The sequence below is a fragment of the Pedobacter sp. KACC 23697 genome (assembly GCF_045348445.1).
Lineage (GTDB): Bacteria > Bacteroidota > Bacteroidia > Sphingobacteriales > Sphingobacteriaceae > Pedobacter.
Map to the genome: position 1 here is coordinate 1,371,747 of NZ_CP157485.1, position 17,355 is coordinate 1,389,101.

General features: G+C 39.0%; 13 protein-coding genes. 9 read left to right on the top strand and 4 right to left on the bottom strand.

Annotated elements, in window-relative coordinates:
- Nucleotides 1-267 precede the first annotated feature (267 nt).
- The 5 genes from ABEG20_RS05285 to ABEG20_RS05305 all read left to right on the top strand — a co-directional run bounded on the left by ABEG20_RS05285 (nucleotide 268) and on the right by ABEG20_RS05305 (nucleotide 7,632).
- Complete coding sequence (locus ABEG20_RS05285) at nucleotides 268-855, top strand: sigma-70 family RNA polymerase sigma factor (protein ID WP_406826343.1); 588 nt, start codon at nucleotides 268-270, stop codon at nucleotides 853-855.
- Between the two features lie 79 nt (nucleotides 856-934).
- Nucleotides 935-2,008, top strand: a complete 1,074-nt coding sequence (locus tag ABEG20_RS05290) for a FecR family protein (RefSeq protein WP_406826344.1) — start codon at nucleotides 935-937, stop codon at nucleotides 2,006-2,008.
- 82 nt (nucleotides 2,009-2,090) lie between these two features.
- Nucleotides 2,091-5,273: a SusC/RagA family TonB-linked outer membrane protein gene (locus ABEG20_RS05295; RefSeq protein ID WP_406826345.1), complete on the top strand. Its 3,183-nt coding sequence runs from the start codon at nucleotides 2,091-2,093 to the stop codon at nucleotides 5,271-5,273.
- A gap of 22 nt (nucleotides 5,274-5,295) precedes the next feature.
- Nucleotides 5,296-6,705 (top strand): RagB/SusD family nutrient uptake outer membrane protein, encoded by a 1,410-nt coding sequence (locus ABEG20_RS05300; protein WP_406826346.1) that lies wholly within the window; start codon nucleotides 5,296-5,298, stop codon nucleotides 6,703-6,705.
- A 27-nt stretch (nucleotides 6,706-6,732) separates the two neighbouring features.
- Nucleotides 6,733-7,632, top strand: a complete 900-nt coding sequence (locus ABEG20_RS05305) for a glycerophosphodiester phosphodiesterase family protein (RefSeq protein WP_406826347.1) — start codon at nucleotides 6,733-6,735, stop codon at nucleotides 7,630-7,632.
- Nucleotides 7,633-7,931: 299 nt separating this feature from the next.
- Here ABEG20_RS05305 and ABEG20_RS05310 read toward each other — a convergent pair whose 3' ends face one another.
- Both ABEG20_RS05310 and ABEG20_RS05315 read right to left on the bottom strand, forming a co-directional pair.
- Nucleotides 7,932-8,744: a helix-turn-helix domain-containing protein gene (locus ABEG20_RS05310; RefSeq protein ID WP_406826348.1), complete on the bottom strand. Its 813-nt coding sequence runs from the start codon at nucleotides 8,742-8,744 to the stop codon at nucleotides 7,932-7,934.
- 252 nt (nucleotides 8,745-8,996) lie between these two features.
- Entirely contained in the window at nucleotides 8,997-10,013 is a 1,017-nt protein-coding gene (locus ABEG20_RS05315) for an SDR family NAD(P)-dependent oxidoreductase (RefSeq protein WP_406826349.1), read from the bottom strand.
- Between the two features lie 218 nt (nucleotides 10,014-10,231).
- Here ABEG20_RS05315 and ABEG20_RS05320 point away from each other — a divergent pair, with 218 nt between their 5' ends.
- Nucleotides 10,232-11,866 (top strand): ABC-F family ATP-binding cassette domain-containing protein, encoded by a 1,635-nt coding sequence (locus tag ABEG20_RS05320; protein ID WP_406826350.1) that lies wholly within the window; start codon nucleotides 10,232-10,234, stop codon nucleotides 11,864-11,866.
- 213 nt (nucleotides 11,867-12,079) lie between these two features.
- Here ABEG20_RS05320 and ABEG20_RS05325 read toward each other — a convergent pair whose 3' ends face one another.
- On the bottom strand, nucleotides 12,080-12,646 hold the full coding sequence (locus ABEG20_RS05325) for a GIN domain-containing protein (protein WP_406826351.1): 567 nt from the start codon (nucleotides 12,644-12,646) through the stop codon (nucleotides 12,080-12,082).
- Between the two features lie 1,039 nt (nucleotides 12,647-13,685).
- On the opposite strand from ABEG20_RS05325, the gene ABEG20_RS05330 reads away from it, so the two are divergent.
- The 3 genes from ABEG20_RS05330 (at nucleotide 13,686) to ABEG20_RS05340 (ending at nucleotide 16,546) form a co-directional block, all read left to right on the top strand.
- The gene (locus tag ABEG20_RS05330) at nucleotides 13,686-14,153 is read left to right on the top strand and encodes an Lrp/AsnC family transcriptional regulator (RefSeq protein WP_406826352.1); all 468 of its coding nucleotides are present in this window, start codon (nucleotides 13,686-13,688) and stop codon (nucleotides 14,151-14,153) included.
- 85 nt (nucleotides 14,154-14,238) lie between these two features.
- Nucleotides 14,239-14,964, top strand: coding sequence for a YeiH family protein (locus tag ABEG20_RS05335; protein WP_406826353.1), 726 nt, complete (start codon nucleotides 14,239-14,241; stop codon nucleotides 14,962-14,964).
- Nucleotides 14,965-15,658: 694 nt separating this feature from the next.
- Nucleotides 15,659-16,546: a sugar phosphate isomerase/epimerase family protein gene (locus ABEG20_RS05340; protein WP_406826354.1), complete on the top strand. Its 888-nt coding sequence runs from the start codon at nucleotides 15,659-15,661 to the stop codon at nucleotides 16,544-16,546.
- Between the two features lie 34 nt (nucleotides 16,547-16,580).
- Here ABEG20_RS05340 and ABEG20_RS05345 read toward each other — a convergent pair whose 3' ends face one another.
- Nucleotides 16,581-17,204, bottom strand: coding sequence for a hypothetical protein (locus ABEG20_RS05345; RefSeq protein ID WP_406826355.1), 624 nt, complete (start codon nucleotides 17,202-17,204; stop codon nucleotides 16,581-16,583).
- Nucleotides 17,205-17,355: the final 151 nt, after the last annotated feature.

Here is a 17,355-nt window from a genome sequence, read left to right on the forward strand (position 1 = left end):
GTTTGATATACGCTATACAACAGCAGATAGATGTAATGTGTTTTTGTACGGGTGCTTTTTTTTATTTTGAAGGTTCATATGCCTTATTTTATTGAAAATTCTCGTTCAGTTTGTGGAAGATATCGTATAAATTGTTCCTTTTACACCAAAGTAAATAAAATAGGGATTTTTATTTTACCACAAAGCAAGCACTGTTAGAAAGCTTAATATACAGTTAACACGGACGCAGTATTTTTGCATAAATATTTTTGGTCAATCTAATTCTTCATGGTGAAGCATCAATTTCAAAACGATCCGTTACATAATAGGGATGTTTTCGATCAAATCTACAAAGAGTGCCACAAGGCTGTATATGCCAATATTTTTAAGCTGATCAAAGATTCTTCCATCGCTGAGGATATTCTTCAGGATGTATTTTTTGCACTTTGGGAAAATAAGGCCAGGCTAGATCCTCATCAACCGGTATCGGCCTGGTTATTTGTGGTGAGTTATAACAGATCAATATCTTACCTCAGAAAGAAAATAAAAAAAAATATCTGCTATGTAGATAGTTATGATCCTTTTCATACTGTTGCTGAAGAAATATTTCCTGATCAATACCTGATTGAGGCAGAACTTAATATGCTTGAAGAAGCTATAAATGCACTTTCGCCCCAAAAACAAAAAGTATTCAGGCTATGCAGGTTTGAGGGTAAATCGCAAAAAGAAACCGCTCAGCTCCTGGGATTATCTACCGAATCGGTAAAAGACTACCTCAAACAATCCAAATATTTTATCAAGGAGTATATTCTTTCCAGAAATCCAACGGGTAGAATAATCAGCGTGTCGGTTCTGGTGATGTTAGCTAACCTATAGGTTTTCTTAACAGTAAATTAATGTTTTAGTAACATTTTTAGTCACCCCCATTTCACCTCTTCAGCGTATTTATAAACAGATGAATGAAATAAAGGAACGCATAGATAAACTATGGTCAAACGAGATTAGTGTAGAAGAGCAGCATAAACTCCTTGAATCTTTAGGAAAAGATTCAGCGGGATTAAAATCTGACTTAAAAACCAGCTATGATCTGGAACTATCGACGGGTGGAAAAGAAATTACCGAAAAGCGATTCGAGCATATTTTAGCCCGGTTACACGCCCGTATGGACGACCAGGAGATAAAACCCATTGCAAAAATATTTCCACTCTACCATTGGTTAAAAATGGTTGCTGCTTTATTAATTGTCGCTTTAATTACCGTGTTATATTTTAGCCGTAATCATGCGCCACAGCAAAAACAATTGGCCGATACTGATGTGGAGATAGAAAAAGTAATTCTCAGGCAGCCATACAATTCTGGCCAAAATGCCATGATTATAAATCTTTCTGATGGTTCGCAGGTTACCTTGCAGCCCCAGAGTTCATTGAGTTATTATGAACCCTTTGATCGCAGAAGTAGAAATATCAGCATGAAGGGTGAGGCTACTTTCAAAGTTGCTAAAGATAAGCACCATCCTTTTATTGTGAGCGCAAACGGATTTACCACAACCGCACTAGGCACAGAATTTACCATCAATACCCATAAAAAGGATCGGGTTAATGTAAAACTGATAGAAGGAAAGGTGGTTGTTAAAGCCGGCGCTGAAAGCAGTATGAAAATGAGCGATGTTTATTTAATTGCAGGAGAGCAGTTATCCATTAACACCAGATTAAAGGTGCATAGCCTTATCAGTTTTAAAGATTCTGATCATGCAGATAAGCCGAAACCGATATTATTGAAGATAGCTGCAAAGGATACGCTGCTGTTTAATGAAACGCCTTTGAGTGTGGTGTTTAGTCGTTTAGCTAAACGCTATGATACTGATCTTGCTTACGAGGGCATTGAAGAAACCGAACTGCAGAAATTATACTTTACCGGTAGTGTTGGGGCTGCCGAAAAATTAAATACCATACTGCCTGTTATCTGTAACATGAACGGGTTAACCTTTAAACTTACTGCCAAAAGCATCATCATCAGCAAACAAAAATAATTTTTAAACCCTTGGTTTTAACCAAAATGAATGTCCCCAAAAAGGGATAAAGGGACGCTATTGCCTAATTTTTAATCATATCATGCAAACAAACAAACTAAAAAAGACAATCAGAAAATTCAAATGTTTTGCAGCATTTGTACTACTGGCTATGATTACCCATGCCGTTTATGCGCAGCAGAATACTTCCGTTAAAGGAACCGTAGTGGATGAAAAAGGTGCTACACTCCCCGGAGTATCGGTGATGATGGTAGACCCAACAACCAAAAAACAGGAGAGTACCATTACCGATTTAAAAGGAATATTTGTTTTTAACAATGTTAAAATAGGAAACAGGTACGATTTTTCTTTTAATTATGTAGGTTACGAAAAGAAGACCTCAGCAGCTTTTCTAATCAATCCGGGTACCAACAACTCTATCCTCGTTCGTATGGAAACCAGTTCTTCAGGTTTGAACGATGTGGTGGTGGTAGGTTATGGGGCTCAGAAGAAAACCAAGATTACCGGTGCCATTTCTCAGGTAAAATCAGAGGAATTGAATAAATATTCTGGTAGTAACTTTGCCCAGCAACTTGCCGGTAAAGCAGCGGGTGTGGTGATTAATGATGCTTCTGCACAACCAGGTACCGACCCACAAATTGTGATACGTGGTATCGGTACGCTTACAGCAGGGGTAAGTCCCTTGGTCGTTGTCGATGGTTTCCCGCTTTCTGAGGGAAGTTCGCTGAATACCGTGAATCCACAGGATATTGAAACCATTGATATCTTAAAAGATCCGGCATCAGCAGCTATTTATGGCTCAAGGGCCGCCAATGGGGTCATTTTGATCACCACTAAAAACGGCCGTTCAGATAAAAATACCGTTTCTTTCGACTTCTATACTGGTGCGCAGGTGCGTGCAGATCAAGTTGATCTTGTAGATGGTTATCAGTTTGCTCAGCTGAATACCGAAGCAAGGGATTGGGGATATGTTTCAAGAAACCCTGCAAACAGAAGTATTACCGATGATTATGCCACCAGGGTAGCTAAAGGGGCAAATAAAAGAGATTTAAGATTAAACTACATTCAGCCCTATTTAAATAACCAGCCAGGTTTAACCAATACAGATTGGCTGGATGAGATTTTTCGCACGGCGCCAATCAGCAGTTACAATGTTGCCGTTTCAGGTGGAAATGAGCGATCTAAATACTATTTCTCCGGCAATTATTTTGATCAGGAAGGGATTGTGGTTGAAACCGGACTGAAACGTTACAGCATGTCGTTTAAGTTTGATTCCAAACTTTCCAAATCATTTGATATGGGCTTGAGCATTAATCCAAGCTACAACCGTCAGAATTTTTTCCAGAACGATGCCAGCAGGAGCAGTGACGCCATTGGTGCTGCACTGATTATGTATCCATTTTTTCCTGCAAGAAATAACGATGGATCTTTGGCTATAAGTCAGCAGATTATAGCGAATACCCCAGAAGATGGTGCTCTGGGTGAAAATCCTGTTGCCATAATGGAAAAAACGAAATACAATAAAAACCTCTTCCGCACCTTCGGTAATGCCTATGTTAATTTTAAACCCGTGGCAGGGCTTACCTTTAAATCGCTTTTGGGTGGAGATTACAGCAATGGTTTTATCGACTTTTTTACCCCAACTGATGTGGGAGAATACCGTACAGCTGCACCAAAACCTGCCCGGGCGACTGAAACCAAGGGTTCGGTGATCAACTATCTCTGGGAGAATACGCTTACTTTCGAAAAGACCTTTGGAAAACATGATATCAATATCCTGGCCGGAACCACTTTTCAGAAAGAGTCTGGAAACAGCACGGTGGTATCAGGCACTGGAATTCCAGATAATAACATAGATAACATTGCCGGCGCATCATCATTTGCTGTGGTTCCGCAAAGGTATATCTGGACACAGCTTTCTTACCTGGCGCGATTGCAGTATGCTTATGCAAGCAAATACCTGTTTTCGGCAGCCATCAGAAGGGATGGTTCTTCAAGGTTTGGCCAGGACGCCAAATGGGGTAATTTCCCGTCGGTAACCGGGGGATGGATCTTGAGCAGGGAAGATTTTTTTCCAAAGGTAAACTGGATCGATTTATTAAAGTTTAGGGCTACCTACGGCAAGGCCGGCAATAATCAGATTGGCAACTATAGCTCTTATGCGCTTGCAAATCCCATCAGTTATGTAAGCGGATCAACACTTCTTCCTGGCTTTGCTGCTGTTAACCCGGCAAACAGTTCACTTTCCTGGGAAACCAAAACCTCTTATAATTTTGGAATGGACTTAGGGCTTTTCAAGGTACTAAATCTTTCTGCCAACTATTATTCTATGGTAACTTCTGATCTTTTATTACAGGTTCCCGTACCCTCACAATCAGGTTATGATAGTGCATTGCAAAATGTGGGCAGGGCCAGCAACAAAGGCCTGGAACTCGAACTCTCTGGCACAAATATTAAACTCGGTACTTTAAGCTGGAATTTCGGGGCGAACATCGCCACCAATAAAAATAAGGTATTGGAGCTGGGGCCGGGGCAGAACCAGATTGTTACAGGTACCAATAGCGCATTCAGAACCAAAGTTGGTGGTCCCATCGCAGAGCTTTATGGCTATAACGTAACAGGTGTATATAAAAACCAAAGTGAAATAGACAATAGTCCGCATGTTGCCGGAACCCTGCTTGGCGATTATATTGTGCAGGATGTAAACGGCGATGGAAAAATAACGCCAGACGACAGGATGGGGTTTGGTACTTATGCTCCAAAAATTACCTATGGTTTTAACAGTAGTCTGGCTTATAAAAACTTCGAATTGAGTTTTTCCATCAACGGAATATGGGGAAGGAAAATTTATGATAATGGATTAGTCAATATGGAATCCGGAGAAGGTTTCTCGATGGCTGATACTTATTATTACGAGAACAGATACCATCCTGTTAATAATCCAAATGGTTTCCTGGCTCAGCCCAATACCAATTACTCTGCCAACAGGCTCAATACCAATGCCTCTGGTATTTTCTTTCAAAAGGCCGATTATATCCGACTGCGTAATGTTCAGCTCACTTATAACCTGTCTTCAAAATTACTTTCTAAACTAAAAGTATCCAGGGCAAGCGTATATGTAACCGGAAATAATTTGCTTACCATAACCAATTTCCGGGGATTCAATCCTGATGCCACCAGCGACAATGTACTTACTTCAGGCTATTCTTATTCCAACTATCCTGTAGCCAGATCTTTTGTAGCAGGTTTTAATTTAACCTTTTAATATACCGTCAAATATTATTCAAATGAAACATATAATCAATAAGTTACTTTTTACCGGGGGGCTTTTATTTCTTTTTTTCGTTACTTCCTGTACGAAAGAACTTAATCAACAGCCCATCACTTCTAAATCACTGGCTAATTTTCTCACTACAGAAACCGAAGTTGAGGAGTATGTAAACGCAGTTTACGGCACCTTACAATTAAATGGTTTATATGGTCTTTACCTGCCGGCCATCGGAGAAATTCCGTCAGATAATACATTCGATGAGGTACCTGCAAACGACAGTGGGATGTATGGCCAGCTGGATCAGTTTACCACTGTTGCCTCGAATGGCATGCTTTCAGATTTATGGAAGAATTCATATCAGGGCATTCAGCGTGCCAATACCGTATTGAACAGGATTGATGGTATTTCGTATGCCAGTGTTGCAGTAAAGCAGGCCAGAAAAGGGGAAATGCATTTTATACGTGCGCTGCTTTACTTTAATATGGTTCGTGTATTCGGCGATGTGCCTTTAGTGACCATAGAAACCACTAATCCTAATGCGTTTTTTGGGCAGGGACGCACAGCTAAAGATGTTGTATACACACAGATCATATCAGATCTGAACAACGCCATACAAGAATTGCCTGCAAATACCAATACACCCGGAAAAGTTGTTAAAACAGCTGCTCAATCCTTAATGGGGAAAGTATATTTAACACTGGGCAAATTTGCAGAAAGTAAAACCGTACTTACTGATGTTGTTGCCTCCGGGAAACATACATTACTCGCCGACCCTGCAGATATTTTTGCGTTGAACAATAAAAACAACAGTGAAGTTATTTTTGCTGTGCAGTTTGCATCTGGCCTGAATGGAAATAGCGAAGGCAGTTCAGCTTATCAGCAATTCAGCCCATCGGGTACCATTAGCGGCGCTAAAGGCCATAACCTGCCAACCAAAAGTTTTTATCAGCTGTATACTACTTCTGATAAGCGCAAAACAGCTTATGTTGGTCTAACCAGTGCCGGAACTCCTTTTTCCACCAAACTAAAAGCTTCAACAACAACACCGGCAGATGGGGGTAGCAATTTTGTGGTATTGCGTTATGCAGACGTGTTGCTGATGCTAGCCGAAGACGAAAATGAACTGGGAAATGCAGAATCAGCAAAAACATATCTGAATTTAGTGCGAAAAAGAGCTGGCCTGGCCGATGCCACACAGCAAGGGCAGGTAGATGTCAGGGCTGCCATTACATTGGAAAGAAGATTGGAATTGATAGGGGAAGGCCACCGCTGGTTCGATCTGCTTAGAACAGGTACCGCTGTTTCAGTCATGAATGCCTGGTTTGCCTCACAAAATATAACCACCAGAATTACAGACCACGATCTGCTGCAACCTATTCCGCAAGACCAGATTGATACAGATCCGGCCATTAAACAAAATCCATAAATAGCATCCAATTTAAATAAAAACAAAATGAAAAGAGTTATTCTGCAGTTATCCATAGCATTTATTGCTTGTAGCAGCTTTGCACAATCAGCACCAGAAGCCAGCTTAAAAGAAGTATTTAATCCTGAAAGTAAAAGGGTATTGGTTACCGCCCATCGCGGCGATTGGCGCAATACACCTGAAAATTCAATTCAGGCCCTTAAAAACTGTATAGCTATGGGTGTGGATATTATGGAACTGGATCTGAAAAAAACAAAGGATGGGCATCTGGTAATCATGCACGACCAAACCATTGACAGGACCACAACAGGAAAAGGTAACGTTTCTGACTATACCCTGGCCGAAATAAAAACATTTTTCCTGCGCTCAGGTTCAGGCCATCCAACCAAACACCGTGTGCCAACCTTTATGGAGATACTGGCTATTGCAAAAAATAAGATCATTATTGATGTAGATAAGGGATATGATTATTATCCGCAGGTAATTAAGGCGTTACGTGAGCAAGGGATGATCGGGCAGGCTATTGTGAACGTAAAAGGAAGTACACCGTTGTCCAAGATAGAGCAGGAGGTAGGTAAAATTGAGGAAGACATTACCATTATGCCTATAGTGGATATGAAAAGAGCTGATGCTTCAGAAATTATTGCCAGTTATAAACCCCATCAAAAAACCATAATCCAGGCCAATTTCAGTACCGATACCTTAGCGGTTTTAAAAAGTATGGCCAGCCTGAGAGCAAATTATGGATTATGGATCAACAGCTTATGGCCGGAACAGAACGGTGGGCATGACGATGACCTGGCCGTTGAAGAAAATAAAAAGGAAGAAAGCTGGGGCTGGCTGATTAACCATAAAGCCAACCTGATCCAAACCGACCGGACAAAAGAACTGATTGAATATTTAAGAGCGAAAAAACTTCATTATTAGTTTATCTGGTTTAATGTTTACCGCATTTACCCTATTGTTCAGCAAGAGGCGGAATTTCTGCCTCTTGTTAACCTATAGCGTTCGATAAGAAGTGTTGTTATCTCGAGTGGAACATAATAGATGGAGAGATCTATCTGACATGAAGGACCCTGAAACGAGTTCAGGGTGACGACATTGAGTTGAAATTATCTACGAATACTTTTAAGGTATGTTTAATCCATTTCGAATTATTAGGTCAGGGCCTGCGGTTTCCTATTGCTGAGAAAAAGCAGATTTGCTATTCTAAATACCATTTGTTTTTACCTATTTATTGGAAGTTGATTCGGAGATACGCCGTATTTCTTTTTAAAGATAAATGAAAAGTGGGAGAGGTCTTCAAAACCGACTTCGAGGTAAATCTCAGTGGGTTTTTTCTTTTTTTCTGCTAAATGATAATAAGCCAGTTCCAACCTTTTATCCGTTAACCATTTTTGAGGTGTGGTATGAAACAGCTTTTTAAAATCTCTGTTAAATGTTGATAAACTTCGGCCGGATAGGTAGCCAAGTTTCTCCAATGGCATATTGAACATGAAATTGCGTTGCATAAAATCGATCAGGTCAATTTTACCTGGAACATCAAAATTGGCCAGTACACTGTCTATATTGGGGTCTATCAACCGCAGGATATTAATGGCCTCTTCAATTTTAAGGGTAGCTAAACTTTCCGGAAATTCAACCTCCATATCAAAATAGGGAATCATTGAAGCCAGGCAGCTTTCCAAAAATGGGTGATTGTTAAAGCAATAAATTTTCTGCTGTGGCTCTACATTCTTTTTATGCTCTGTTTTTTCATAGAACTTTTTCAATCGCTCGGTCGATAGATGCATTACCACAGTTTTATGCGGTAGACCATTTTTAGGGTAGTTGATAATTGTGGCCAATTCGTTTCTTGGGATCAGGAAAATATCACCCGTTTTAAAAATGAAAGTAGACTCCGCCTGAATGATTTTAGTTTCTCCTGAAATGAACCATACAAGCATATGGTCATCAAACATCAGGTCTGATTTAAATAGTTTATCTTCATAGCTGGAAAGTTTAATTTCTTTGGTGAGATATTTAGATATATGTTCCATTGTGATAAAGTTATGGTTTTTATGTTATTTCCGTTACAGGTGCTGGCCGCTACCAGATAGCTGTTAAACTTAATTGGTCTGCAAGAAAACCGGTAACACTAAGTTCTGATTCCGATGCATCATCCTTTCTTCTTCCCTTGATGATTACCTGTATGCCGTTTCCTTTGAGCTGTTTGGCTGCGGAATAGCCGATAACACTATTCGCAACCTGTAATCAATCAGGGCGAATTTTCATCTAAGTTTTTCATGGGCTTATAATTTAAATTTAATACCTGTCATTTTTTCGGTTAATGCCCATAGCTTTTTAGCATTACTTTCATCCAGAGAATAATCCATTACACCACTTTGATGTAATTTAGCAGAGGTTTGAATGGAAGGATCGTCCGATAGCAGTTCCGCAATATCAGCATCTTCACAGTAAACACCTCCAATCTGATCAAGCAATGGGCTGGTAGCCACCCATACCGAAGTTGCTGCACCCTGTGGGATGGTTTTAAGACTGGCTAATATTTTCGGACGTATGTTCCCGCTTTCATCGAAAAAGCCCATCTGCTTAAACAATTCTATGTCAGCATCTCTTGCCAGTTCTGTTCCGGCAATTGATCCGGGGTGTAGCGAATAAGCCCTTACCTGGTGTGCTTTTGCACGTTGATCCAATTCCAGCGAGAAAAGGTTACTGGCTGTTTTCGACTGCCCATAGCCAAGCAGTGTTTGGTATTCCCGGTGTTCGAAATTGGGATCATCGAAATTAAAAGCTGCTATATGATGCCCGAGTGAGGAAACATTTACAACCCGAGCACCATTGGCATTCTTAAGTGCTGGCCATAGTATGGCTACCAGTTGGAATTGTCCGAAGTAATTTGTTGACAGCTGAGATTCAAATCCGCGGTTATCCCGCTGCAAAGGTACCCACATCATTCCCGCATTGTTGATTAAAATATGCAGCGGTCTGCCCGTTGCCAGGAATTTTTCTGCAAATGCATCAATGGTTTCTGGTTTTGCAAGGTCCATCGCCTCTATTTCTACGTTTGAAACACCTTCCAGATTTTTTCTTGCTTTTTCAATATTCCTGGCCGGTACAATTACGGTTGCGCCCGCTGCGGCCAGTATTTTTGTAGTTTCCAGACCAATACCAGCGTTACCACCGGTTACAATTGCAGTTTTTCCTTTAAGGTCAATCCCTGCTATAACTTCTGTTGCTGTTGAGCTTGCACTAAAACCTGAACCCAGTGGCTGCTGTAGTGCACCTTGATAATTATTCCTTTCCATTATTGATTTATTTAAATGTATAGGACAAATTTAGGCGAATAACTATAGGAGGATTTTGTTTAGCGTGTCAATCTGTTTTGTTGAGCAGGTCATTTTTTTGTTTTGAATGTCAAATCAAAAATGAGGTGTGAGGTGCAGCTATTCTTTATGTAATTTATTCTGACTGAAATTTACACGCTTTTCCTTTATCTTTGCCACCAACTTAATATTCCCATTTCGTGATCAATGTAAATAATATCTCCGTTTCATTTGGCGGAACGACGCTTTTTAGCGATGTAACCTTTTCGATAAACGAGAACGATAAAATTGCCCTTATGGGTAAAAACGGCGCAGGCAAGTCGACCATACTCAAAATAATTGCTGATGTAGCCAAGCCAACATCCGGTAACGTAACGGGTCCGAAAGAAGCTGTAATTGCCTATCTGCCACAGCATTTACTCACTCAGGATCATGTTACCGTTTTTGAGGAAACCATGAAAGCCTTTGCAGCCGTAAACCAGATGCAAAAAGAGCTTGATGAGTTAAATGAGCAGCTTACTATCCGTACCGATTACGAAAGTGATGATTACATGAAGCTTATTGAGCGCGTATCGGAACTGAGTGAGAAATTTTATTCGATTGAAGAAATCAATTACGATGCAGAAGTAGAAAAAGTATTAAAAGGTTTGGGCTTCGAGCGCAAAGACTTTACCCGGCAAACATCGGAGTTTTCGGGTGGATGGCGTATGCGTATTGAGCTGGCCAAAATTCTGTTAAAGAAACCTGATCTGATTTTACTGGATGAGCCTACTAACCACATGGATATTGAAAGTATTCAATGGCTGGAAGATTTTTTAATCAATTCGGCAAAGGCCGTAATGGTCATCTCACACGATCGTACTTTTGTAGATAATATCACCAACCGTACCATTGAGGTAACCATGGGTAGGATTTACGATTATAAAGCTAAATATACCCATTATCTTCAGCTGCGTGCTGATCGTCGTATCCACCAATTAAAGGCTTACGAAGAACAACAACGTTTTATTGCCGATAACCAGGAATTTATTGACCGTTTTAGGGGAACTTATTCCAAAACTTTACAGGTGCAATCGCGTGTAAAAATGCTGGAGAAGTTAGAAATCATCGAAATTGATGAAGTGGATACATCGGCATTAAGGTTAAAGTTTCCGCCTTCACCACGTTCAGGTCAGTATCCGGTAATGGTAGAAGAGCTTACTAAAACTTATGGCGATCATGTTGTTTTCGAAAAAGCATCCATGGTCATCGAACGGGGAGAAAAAGTGGCATTCGTTGGTAAAAACGGCGAAGGTAAATCGACAATGATTAAAGCCATTATGGGTGAGATTGATTTTGAAGGCAGTTTAAAGGTAGGTCATAATGCTAAAATCGGGTATTTTGCACAAAATCAGGCTGCATTACTTGATGAGAACCTGACGGTATTCGAAACCATTGATCAGATTCCGTTAAGTGACGGCTCCATAAAAATCAAAGACCTTTTAGGTGCCTTTATGTTTAGTGGCGATGATACCTCTAAAAAGGTTAAAGTACTTTCTGGTGGCGAGAAAACCCGTTTGGCCATGATTAAACTGTTGTTAGAGCCTGTAAACGTGTTAATCCTCGATGAGCCTACCAACCATTTGGATATGAAAACCAAAGATATTATCAAAGATGCTTTAAAAGATTTTGATGGTACCTTGATTTTGGTATCGCACGATCGCGATTTCTTAGATGGATTGGTACAAAAAGTATTCGAATTTGGCAATAAACGGGTTCGTGAACACTTTGAGGATATTAAAGGATTCCTGGCTTATAAAAAAATGAATAGTCTGAAGGAAATTGAACAGGGCTAACTAGGATTTCCCCGTATTAAAACTGAAAAGCAGTTCTGAAAAGAGCTGCTTTTTTTAAAAAGCTAGCACCGCGAGTGGTTTCCACGCATCGTCATTTAGACCGCAGTGGAGAAATCTTTTAAGATACTTTAAAGATCTCTCCATTTCGCTGCGCGACAGTCGAGAGGACAGCCATTCTATCGGAATCCGTCAATGGTAGAGGTTTGTTTTTTTTTAAAGAACGAGCGCAGCGGTTTCCTCTTCTGATATTTCTACAAGTCTAACATCTGTTTGAGTTGAGGCAAAACCCTCAATGGTTAAATTGGGCGCTTTCCCTATAACCAAAGCATGATGATTGGTATTACCTTTTAGTTTCAGCGTGCTGCTACCAAGAATTTTAGTATATAATCCCTCGCTACTGGTATCAATATCTGCAAAGGCATGCCCTTTAAGAATGATCTGGAGAAATTTCGTATTGAGCTTCGCTTCTGTTTTCACCACAGCATTTTCATCGGCCTCAATGCGGTAGATATCGTTTACATAAATAATAAGTTTACACTTTTCTTTATCGGTGTTGGTAATACGTATTACCTCGCCCCGCTGTGTAACTTTCGCCTTTCCTGTGTTATCATCCGCATAAGATAAACCAATGGTTGGTTGTTGAACCAACATCACTTCTACATTGCCTTTGATCACTATCTTTCTAAAGTTTTGAATGTGATAAGGGATCGTTTTGTTTTTTTCTGCAGCTTTTAAATTGTTTGGTAGGCTAGCCGTTAAATTTATTAGGGCAGATACCATAATTAGCATTTTAATGGAGGTTTTCATTTTCTGTTTTTATTAAATTAAATGTCAAATTTCTTAGGTCAGGGTGTTTTACTAATGGGAATCAGTTAACACCAATGTTTTGCTGTTGCATGCTTAACCAAGCAGATGCCAAAATGAAAATGTACCCTTAATGACTTTTTAAAAGGAATTTCAGCTTATTTTTCATGTAAATATGTTCATTTTCGAACAGCGGATGTGCGGTGGCGAACAGTTTTAGCAATAGTGGAGATTTTAAGAAATTTGGTAACCGGTCATAACTTAAATATTAGCGGTAATTAAACCGCTTGGATAGAGTAGAAGTGCAGCCTGTTGGCAGATATAATGAGCGATCTCCACGGATAATCAGCAGGCTACCCGATAGGTTTGATTATTATCAATAGGATAATAACTTGAAATGACTTAAAGTAAGCAGATAGTATTATTTTTGAGCAGCATGAATTAACCGTCTGTCCATGCCTATTTGTAGGATTTGTTTAACTTTTGTATGACTTTAAACAAAGGAGAGGGTGAGCATAAATAATGTTTGCCCTTTTTTTGCCCTTCATTAAACCTGCCTGTTTGCTGTATACATCAACTTATAGAGGATCCGTACAGCTCTGTTTCTATGTATCGTTTTTTATATGAAGCATTTAGCCTTAAAAAACACGGGCCAATACATTGCAGAAAGGGTTCATAACATAAGGTTTAAAAAAGCAAAAGAGCCAGCATCGCGCTGGCGCTCTTATTATTATTAACTAAACTAAATCGACGTACTGCTTTAGGCAGTTCTTTCATTCGTTTAAACAAATATATGTCGCATTGACAATTAAAAGGAAGACAGGTGTTAAATACGGAAAATGTCCTGTTGAATAGGTTTTTGCGAAATTAAATTCTGTTTGTAATTTTAATCATACTTTTAACAAAATTTTATTCTTTTTTTATTCCTTGCTGATGATTTTGAGCAGGAGTATTCATATATTTGGTTATTCATTATAAACTAAGCCTATAAAAAATAAATAGACTAACCACTATAATGGAATTATACAGCCCTGACCAAACAGATAGAGATATTTTAACACTATTACAAAAAGATGCCAGGCTAACCTACAAAGAACTTGCGGCCATACTGCATCTTTCAAAATCTCCGATTCAGGAACGTGTAAAACGCTTGGAAAGGTTAGGGCTTATTTCTGCTATAGTGGCATTAATTGATCCCAACAAATTCGATCACTGTATGATCTGCTATTTGCAGGTTCAGCTCACGAACCATTCAGTACACACCTTTAAGTTATTTCAGCAGGAGGTAAGTAAATTCCAGGAAGTACTGGAATGCTATCATACAACAGGAGGATTTGATTTCATGCTAAAAGTTGTTACCAGAAACATGATCGCCTACAATGATTTTTTAATCAACAAATTTGGGCAGTTAGAAAACATAGGTACACTTAACAGTTCGCTGGTTATTACGCAGGTAAAACGCGAAACTGCGCTCCCTCTTTAGGCGTAAAATATAATTTATGCCGATGATCTTGCCCCATCAAACGATCTTCTTTAGCGATGACTTAAAGTAAAACCGTACTATTTATTTGTTAGCCATCGTATCCTTTATTATTGGAGGCAATAAAAGCGTGTCTTATTTTGGATTGGAGTATGTGGTATTTGCATTGCTTGCAGGTATCGCTTTAGGTAATCTGATCAGGTTGCCCTACTGGCTAAAAGAAGCGGTGCGTTCTGAGTTTTATATTAAAACAGGGTTAGTTATATTGGGAACAACTATTTTGTCGGCGGATTTAATTAAGGCCGGCTTACCCGGTATTATACAAGCGGTTATTGTTGTTACCGTAGTTTGTTTTTTTTCAATGTGGTTAAGCCGAAAGTTAAAAGTTGATGATGAATTTGGTGTCATATTAGCATCTGCTGTATCCATCTGTGGGGTTTCTGCAGCAATTGTTGCCGCTGGAGCCATTAATGGCGATAAACGTAAATTATCTTACGTAACTATTTTGGTATTGATTATGGCTATCCCGATGATGATCATTTTACCTTGGGCCGTAAAATATTTTCATATACCTGAAGTAATCGGAGGCGCATGGCTGGGCGGTACACTGGATACAACAGCAACCGTAACTGCTGCAGGAGATTTGGTTGGACCCATAGCTGTTAAGGCAGGGGTGATTGCTAAGTTTTCCCAAAATGTTTTTATTGGTGTTGCTGCTTTTTTTATTGCAATATGGTGGGCTTATAAAAAACCTAAAGGTAACGATGTTGCAACGCTTAGAGCTGAACGTCCGGGATTAAAAATGATATGGTAGCGATTTCCGAAATTTGTATTGGGTTTTATTGCCGCTTCTTTAGTATTCTCTTTTCTGTTGTCGCCTACAACTGCAAAAAGTGGTGGGCCGACTTTAAATGGTTTACGTACCGTGTGGTTCGCCATCGCGTTCATTTCGATCGGCATGGAAGCTAAATTTTAGTCATTGGTTAAACTTCAGGGTGGTAAACCCGCTTTTACTTTCGTTACAGCACAAATATTCAATATATTTTGGACCCTTTTATGGTCATATATTTTATTTGGCGGATCTCTGTTTCCTGTGCCTGATTTTAAATAAGGAAACTGATTTTTAGAAAATCCTTCAATATGCAGATCAGTGTGGTGAAGCGTTTTAACCAAAGATGTACACCGATAATACGGATTTTATATGTAAAGTTAAATTATGCCTGTTTGCGCTGAAAAAATAAATTAGGTTGAAATGAAGGCCAATTTCGAAAGCTAAATTATTGGCAGGCAGAAGTTAAAAATGGCCAAATTTATTTTGTATTAATTGATGTAATCTGCTATAAGCATAACTTCCGCTCAATCTTAGATGCTATTCATATAAAACTTATGGTGGTTTATATTATCTTTAAGCAGGAATTTTCAAAAACCTGCTTTAATTAATAATTAAAATAGGAGCAGGTGCGGAGATTTTGTGATCTAATTTTTTTGACAAATCTGGTAAATAATATATGAGAATTAAGAAATCCGGCTATACAGCTTTTTTTATTTGTCTAATCTATATCATCGTTTGTGGTTTTATTTCAGATAAACAGGTTTATCCACGTTTAGGTATTGTGTCTGGTTTAGCGCAGGATAGTTTAGCTTATGCTTCAGGTTTTAAGATGATTGGAGAATCTGTTCCAAAGCTGCTCTCACCGGCATTAACAGATGAGCAGTTCAATGCCAATTTGAAAAAGATCAAAGCCGCAAAATGTAAAGTGTTGAGCTGTAATCTTTTCTTTCCATCAAATATGAAAATAGCAGGACCTGATGTAGATGAAGCAAAAGTTTTAGCCTATGCCGAAACTGTTCTTTCAAGAGCTGGGCAAGCAGGGGTTAAATTTATTGTATTGGGCAGCTCTGGTGCCAGGAGTATTCCTGTAGATTACGATATGGTTAAGGCAAAAGCTGACTTTGCTGGTTTATGTAAAAAACTAGCTCAGATTGCCGGTAAATATAAGGTTATCATTTTGTTGGAAAACCTTGAAACCACCGAAACGAACTTCATCACCTCTTTAAAGTCGGCAGCCGAGATAGTAAGAGAGGTTAATCACCCGAATTTCAGACTTAATGCTGATATATTCCATATGATGCGTGAAGGAGAATCGCCAAATGAAATTATTGAGGCCGGTGCCTTAATTGCATTTTCAGAAGTTGCCGAAAAACAAAACCGATCATTGCCGGGCGTGATGGGCGATGATTTTAAACCTTATTTACGGGCACTGCACAAAATAAATTATAAGGGTTTCATTTTTATAGAGGGCAACATCAAAAACGCGCCTACTGAAATGCCATTTGCTTTTCAATATCTTTCTGCTCAGGTAGCAGCAGTATATTCGGAAAAGAAAACAGATTAATGAGGTATCCCTTCTTTAGATATTAGTACCGGCCTTATTTCGATAACGATAGGAGCGATTGCATATTTGATTTTTTTGCAGCTTTATCAATATTTGGTAAGCGCATTTTGGCCACGTTTGTTTCAACGGTTAAAGATGGGTTTTCATTTTTAGTAAGTGCAGCGATGTCTCTCACCGTACTGGATAATATTTTAAGTGTTAGCATAAATTGACGGTCCATATACCAGATCTTTTGAAGATTACTGTTCGGATTAACATGTTCGTTATTTAAAAGCTCACTTTGCTCGTATTGGATGCCGTCTAAAAGAATCAGTTTCGCTGTAATCTGGTTCATAACCGAATCTGAAAGATTTAATCCTTTGATACCAGTTAACCTGTTGTTTTTTACATAATAATCTAAACCATTAAAATTAATGATGGTTAAGTTGCTTCTATTGATGATGTATTCTGCCTTTGGAAGATTATGGTTTGAACGGTTTTTATTGAAAGCAATACGCTGATCAGCCAGGCGCTTAATCATTTCATTGCCGTTTACTTTTTCTAATTCCGCGCAAATATCCGCTTGTTTAATTTGTTTGTTTTGAGCGAGGATGTAGGAAGTGGTTGAAGATGAGATGATTATAAGTAATATAAGCGCGATAGATTTGGCAGTTTTCATGCCGCAAAGATAAGAAAATATTCCGTAAATTATTTTTTTTGTATGTTTAATATGACGTTTTAAAAATGTTTTTTAATATTTATTAATTGATAAATATCAATTGTCCTGCTACAGTTACTTAACATTTCAAAATGATGCCGTAATATGGTTT

Coding starts and splice junctions, on each gene's coding strand:
- ABEG20_RS05285 (WP_406826343.1), top strand. CDS start 268: ATGGTGAAGCATCAATTTCAAAACGATCCGTTACATAATAGGGATGTT.
- ABEG20_RS05290 (WP_406826344.1), top strand. CDS start 935: ATGAATGAAATAAAGGAACGCATAGATAAACTATGGTCAAACGAGATT.
- ABEG20_RS05295 (WP_406826345.1), top strand. CDS start 2,091: ATGCAAACAAACAAACTAAAAAAGACAATCAGAAAATTCAAATGTTTT.
- ABEG20_RS05300 (WP_406826346.1), top strand. CDS start 5,296: ATGAAACATATAATCAATAAGTTACTTTTTACCGGGGGGCTTTTATTT.
- ABEG20_RS05305 (WP_406826347.1), top strand. CDS start 6,733: ATGAAAAGAGTTATTCTGCAGTTATCCATAGCATTTATTGCTTGTAGC.
- ABEG20_RS05310 (WP_406826348.1), bottom strand. CDS start 8,744: ATGGAACATATATCTAAATATCTCACCAAAGAAATTAAACTTTCCAGC.
- ABEG20_RS05315 (WP_406826349.1), bottom strand. CDS start 10,013: ATGGAAAGGAATAATTATCAAGGTGCACTACAGCAGCCACTGGGTTCA.
- ABEG20_RS05325 (WP_406826351.1), bottom strand. CDS start 12,646: ATGGTATCTGCCCTAATAAATTTAACGGCTAGCCTACCAAACAATTTA.
- ABEG20_RS05330 (WP_406826352.1), top strand. CDS start 13,686: ATGGAATTATACAGCCCTGACCAAACAGATAGAGATATTTTAACACTA.
- ABEG20_RS05340 (WP_406826354.1), top strand. CDS start 15,659: ATGAGAATTAAGAAATCCGGCTATACAGCTTTTTTTATTTGTCTAATC.
- ABEG20_RS05345 (WP_406826355.1), bottom strand. CDS start 17,204: ATGAAAACTGCCAAATCTATCGCGCTTATATTACTTATAATCATCTCA.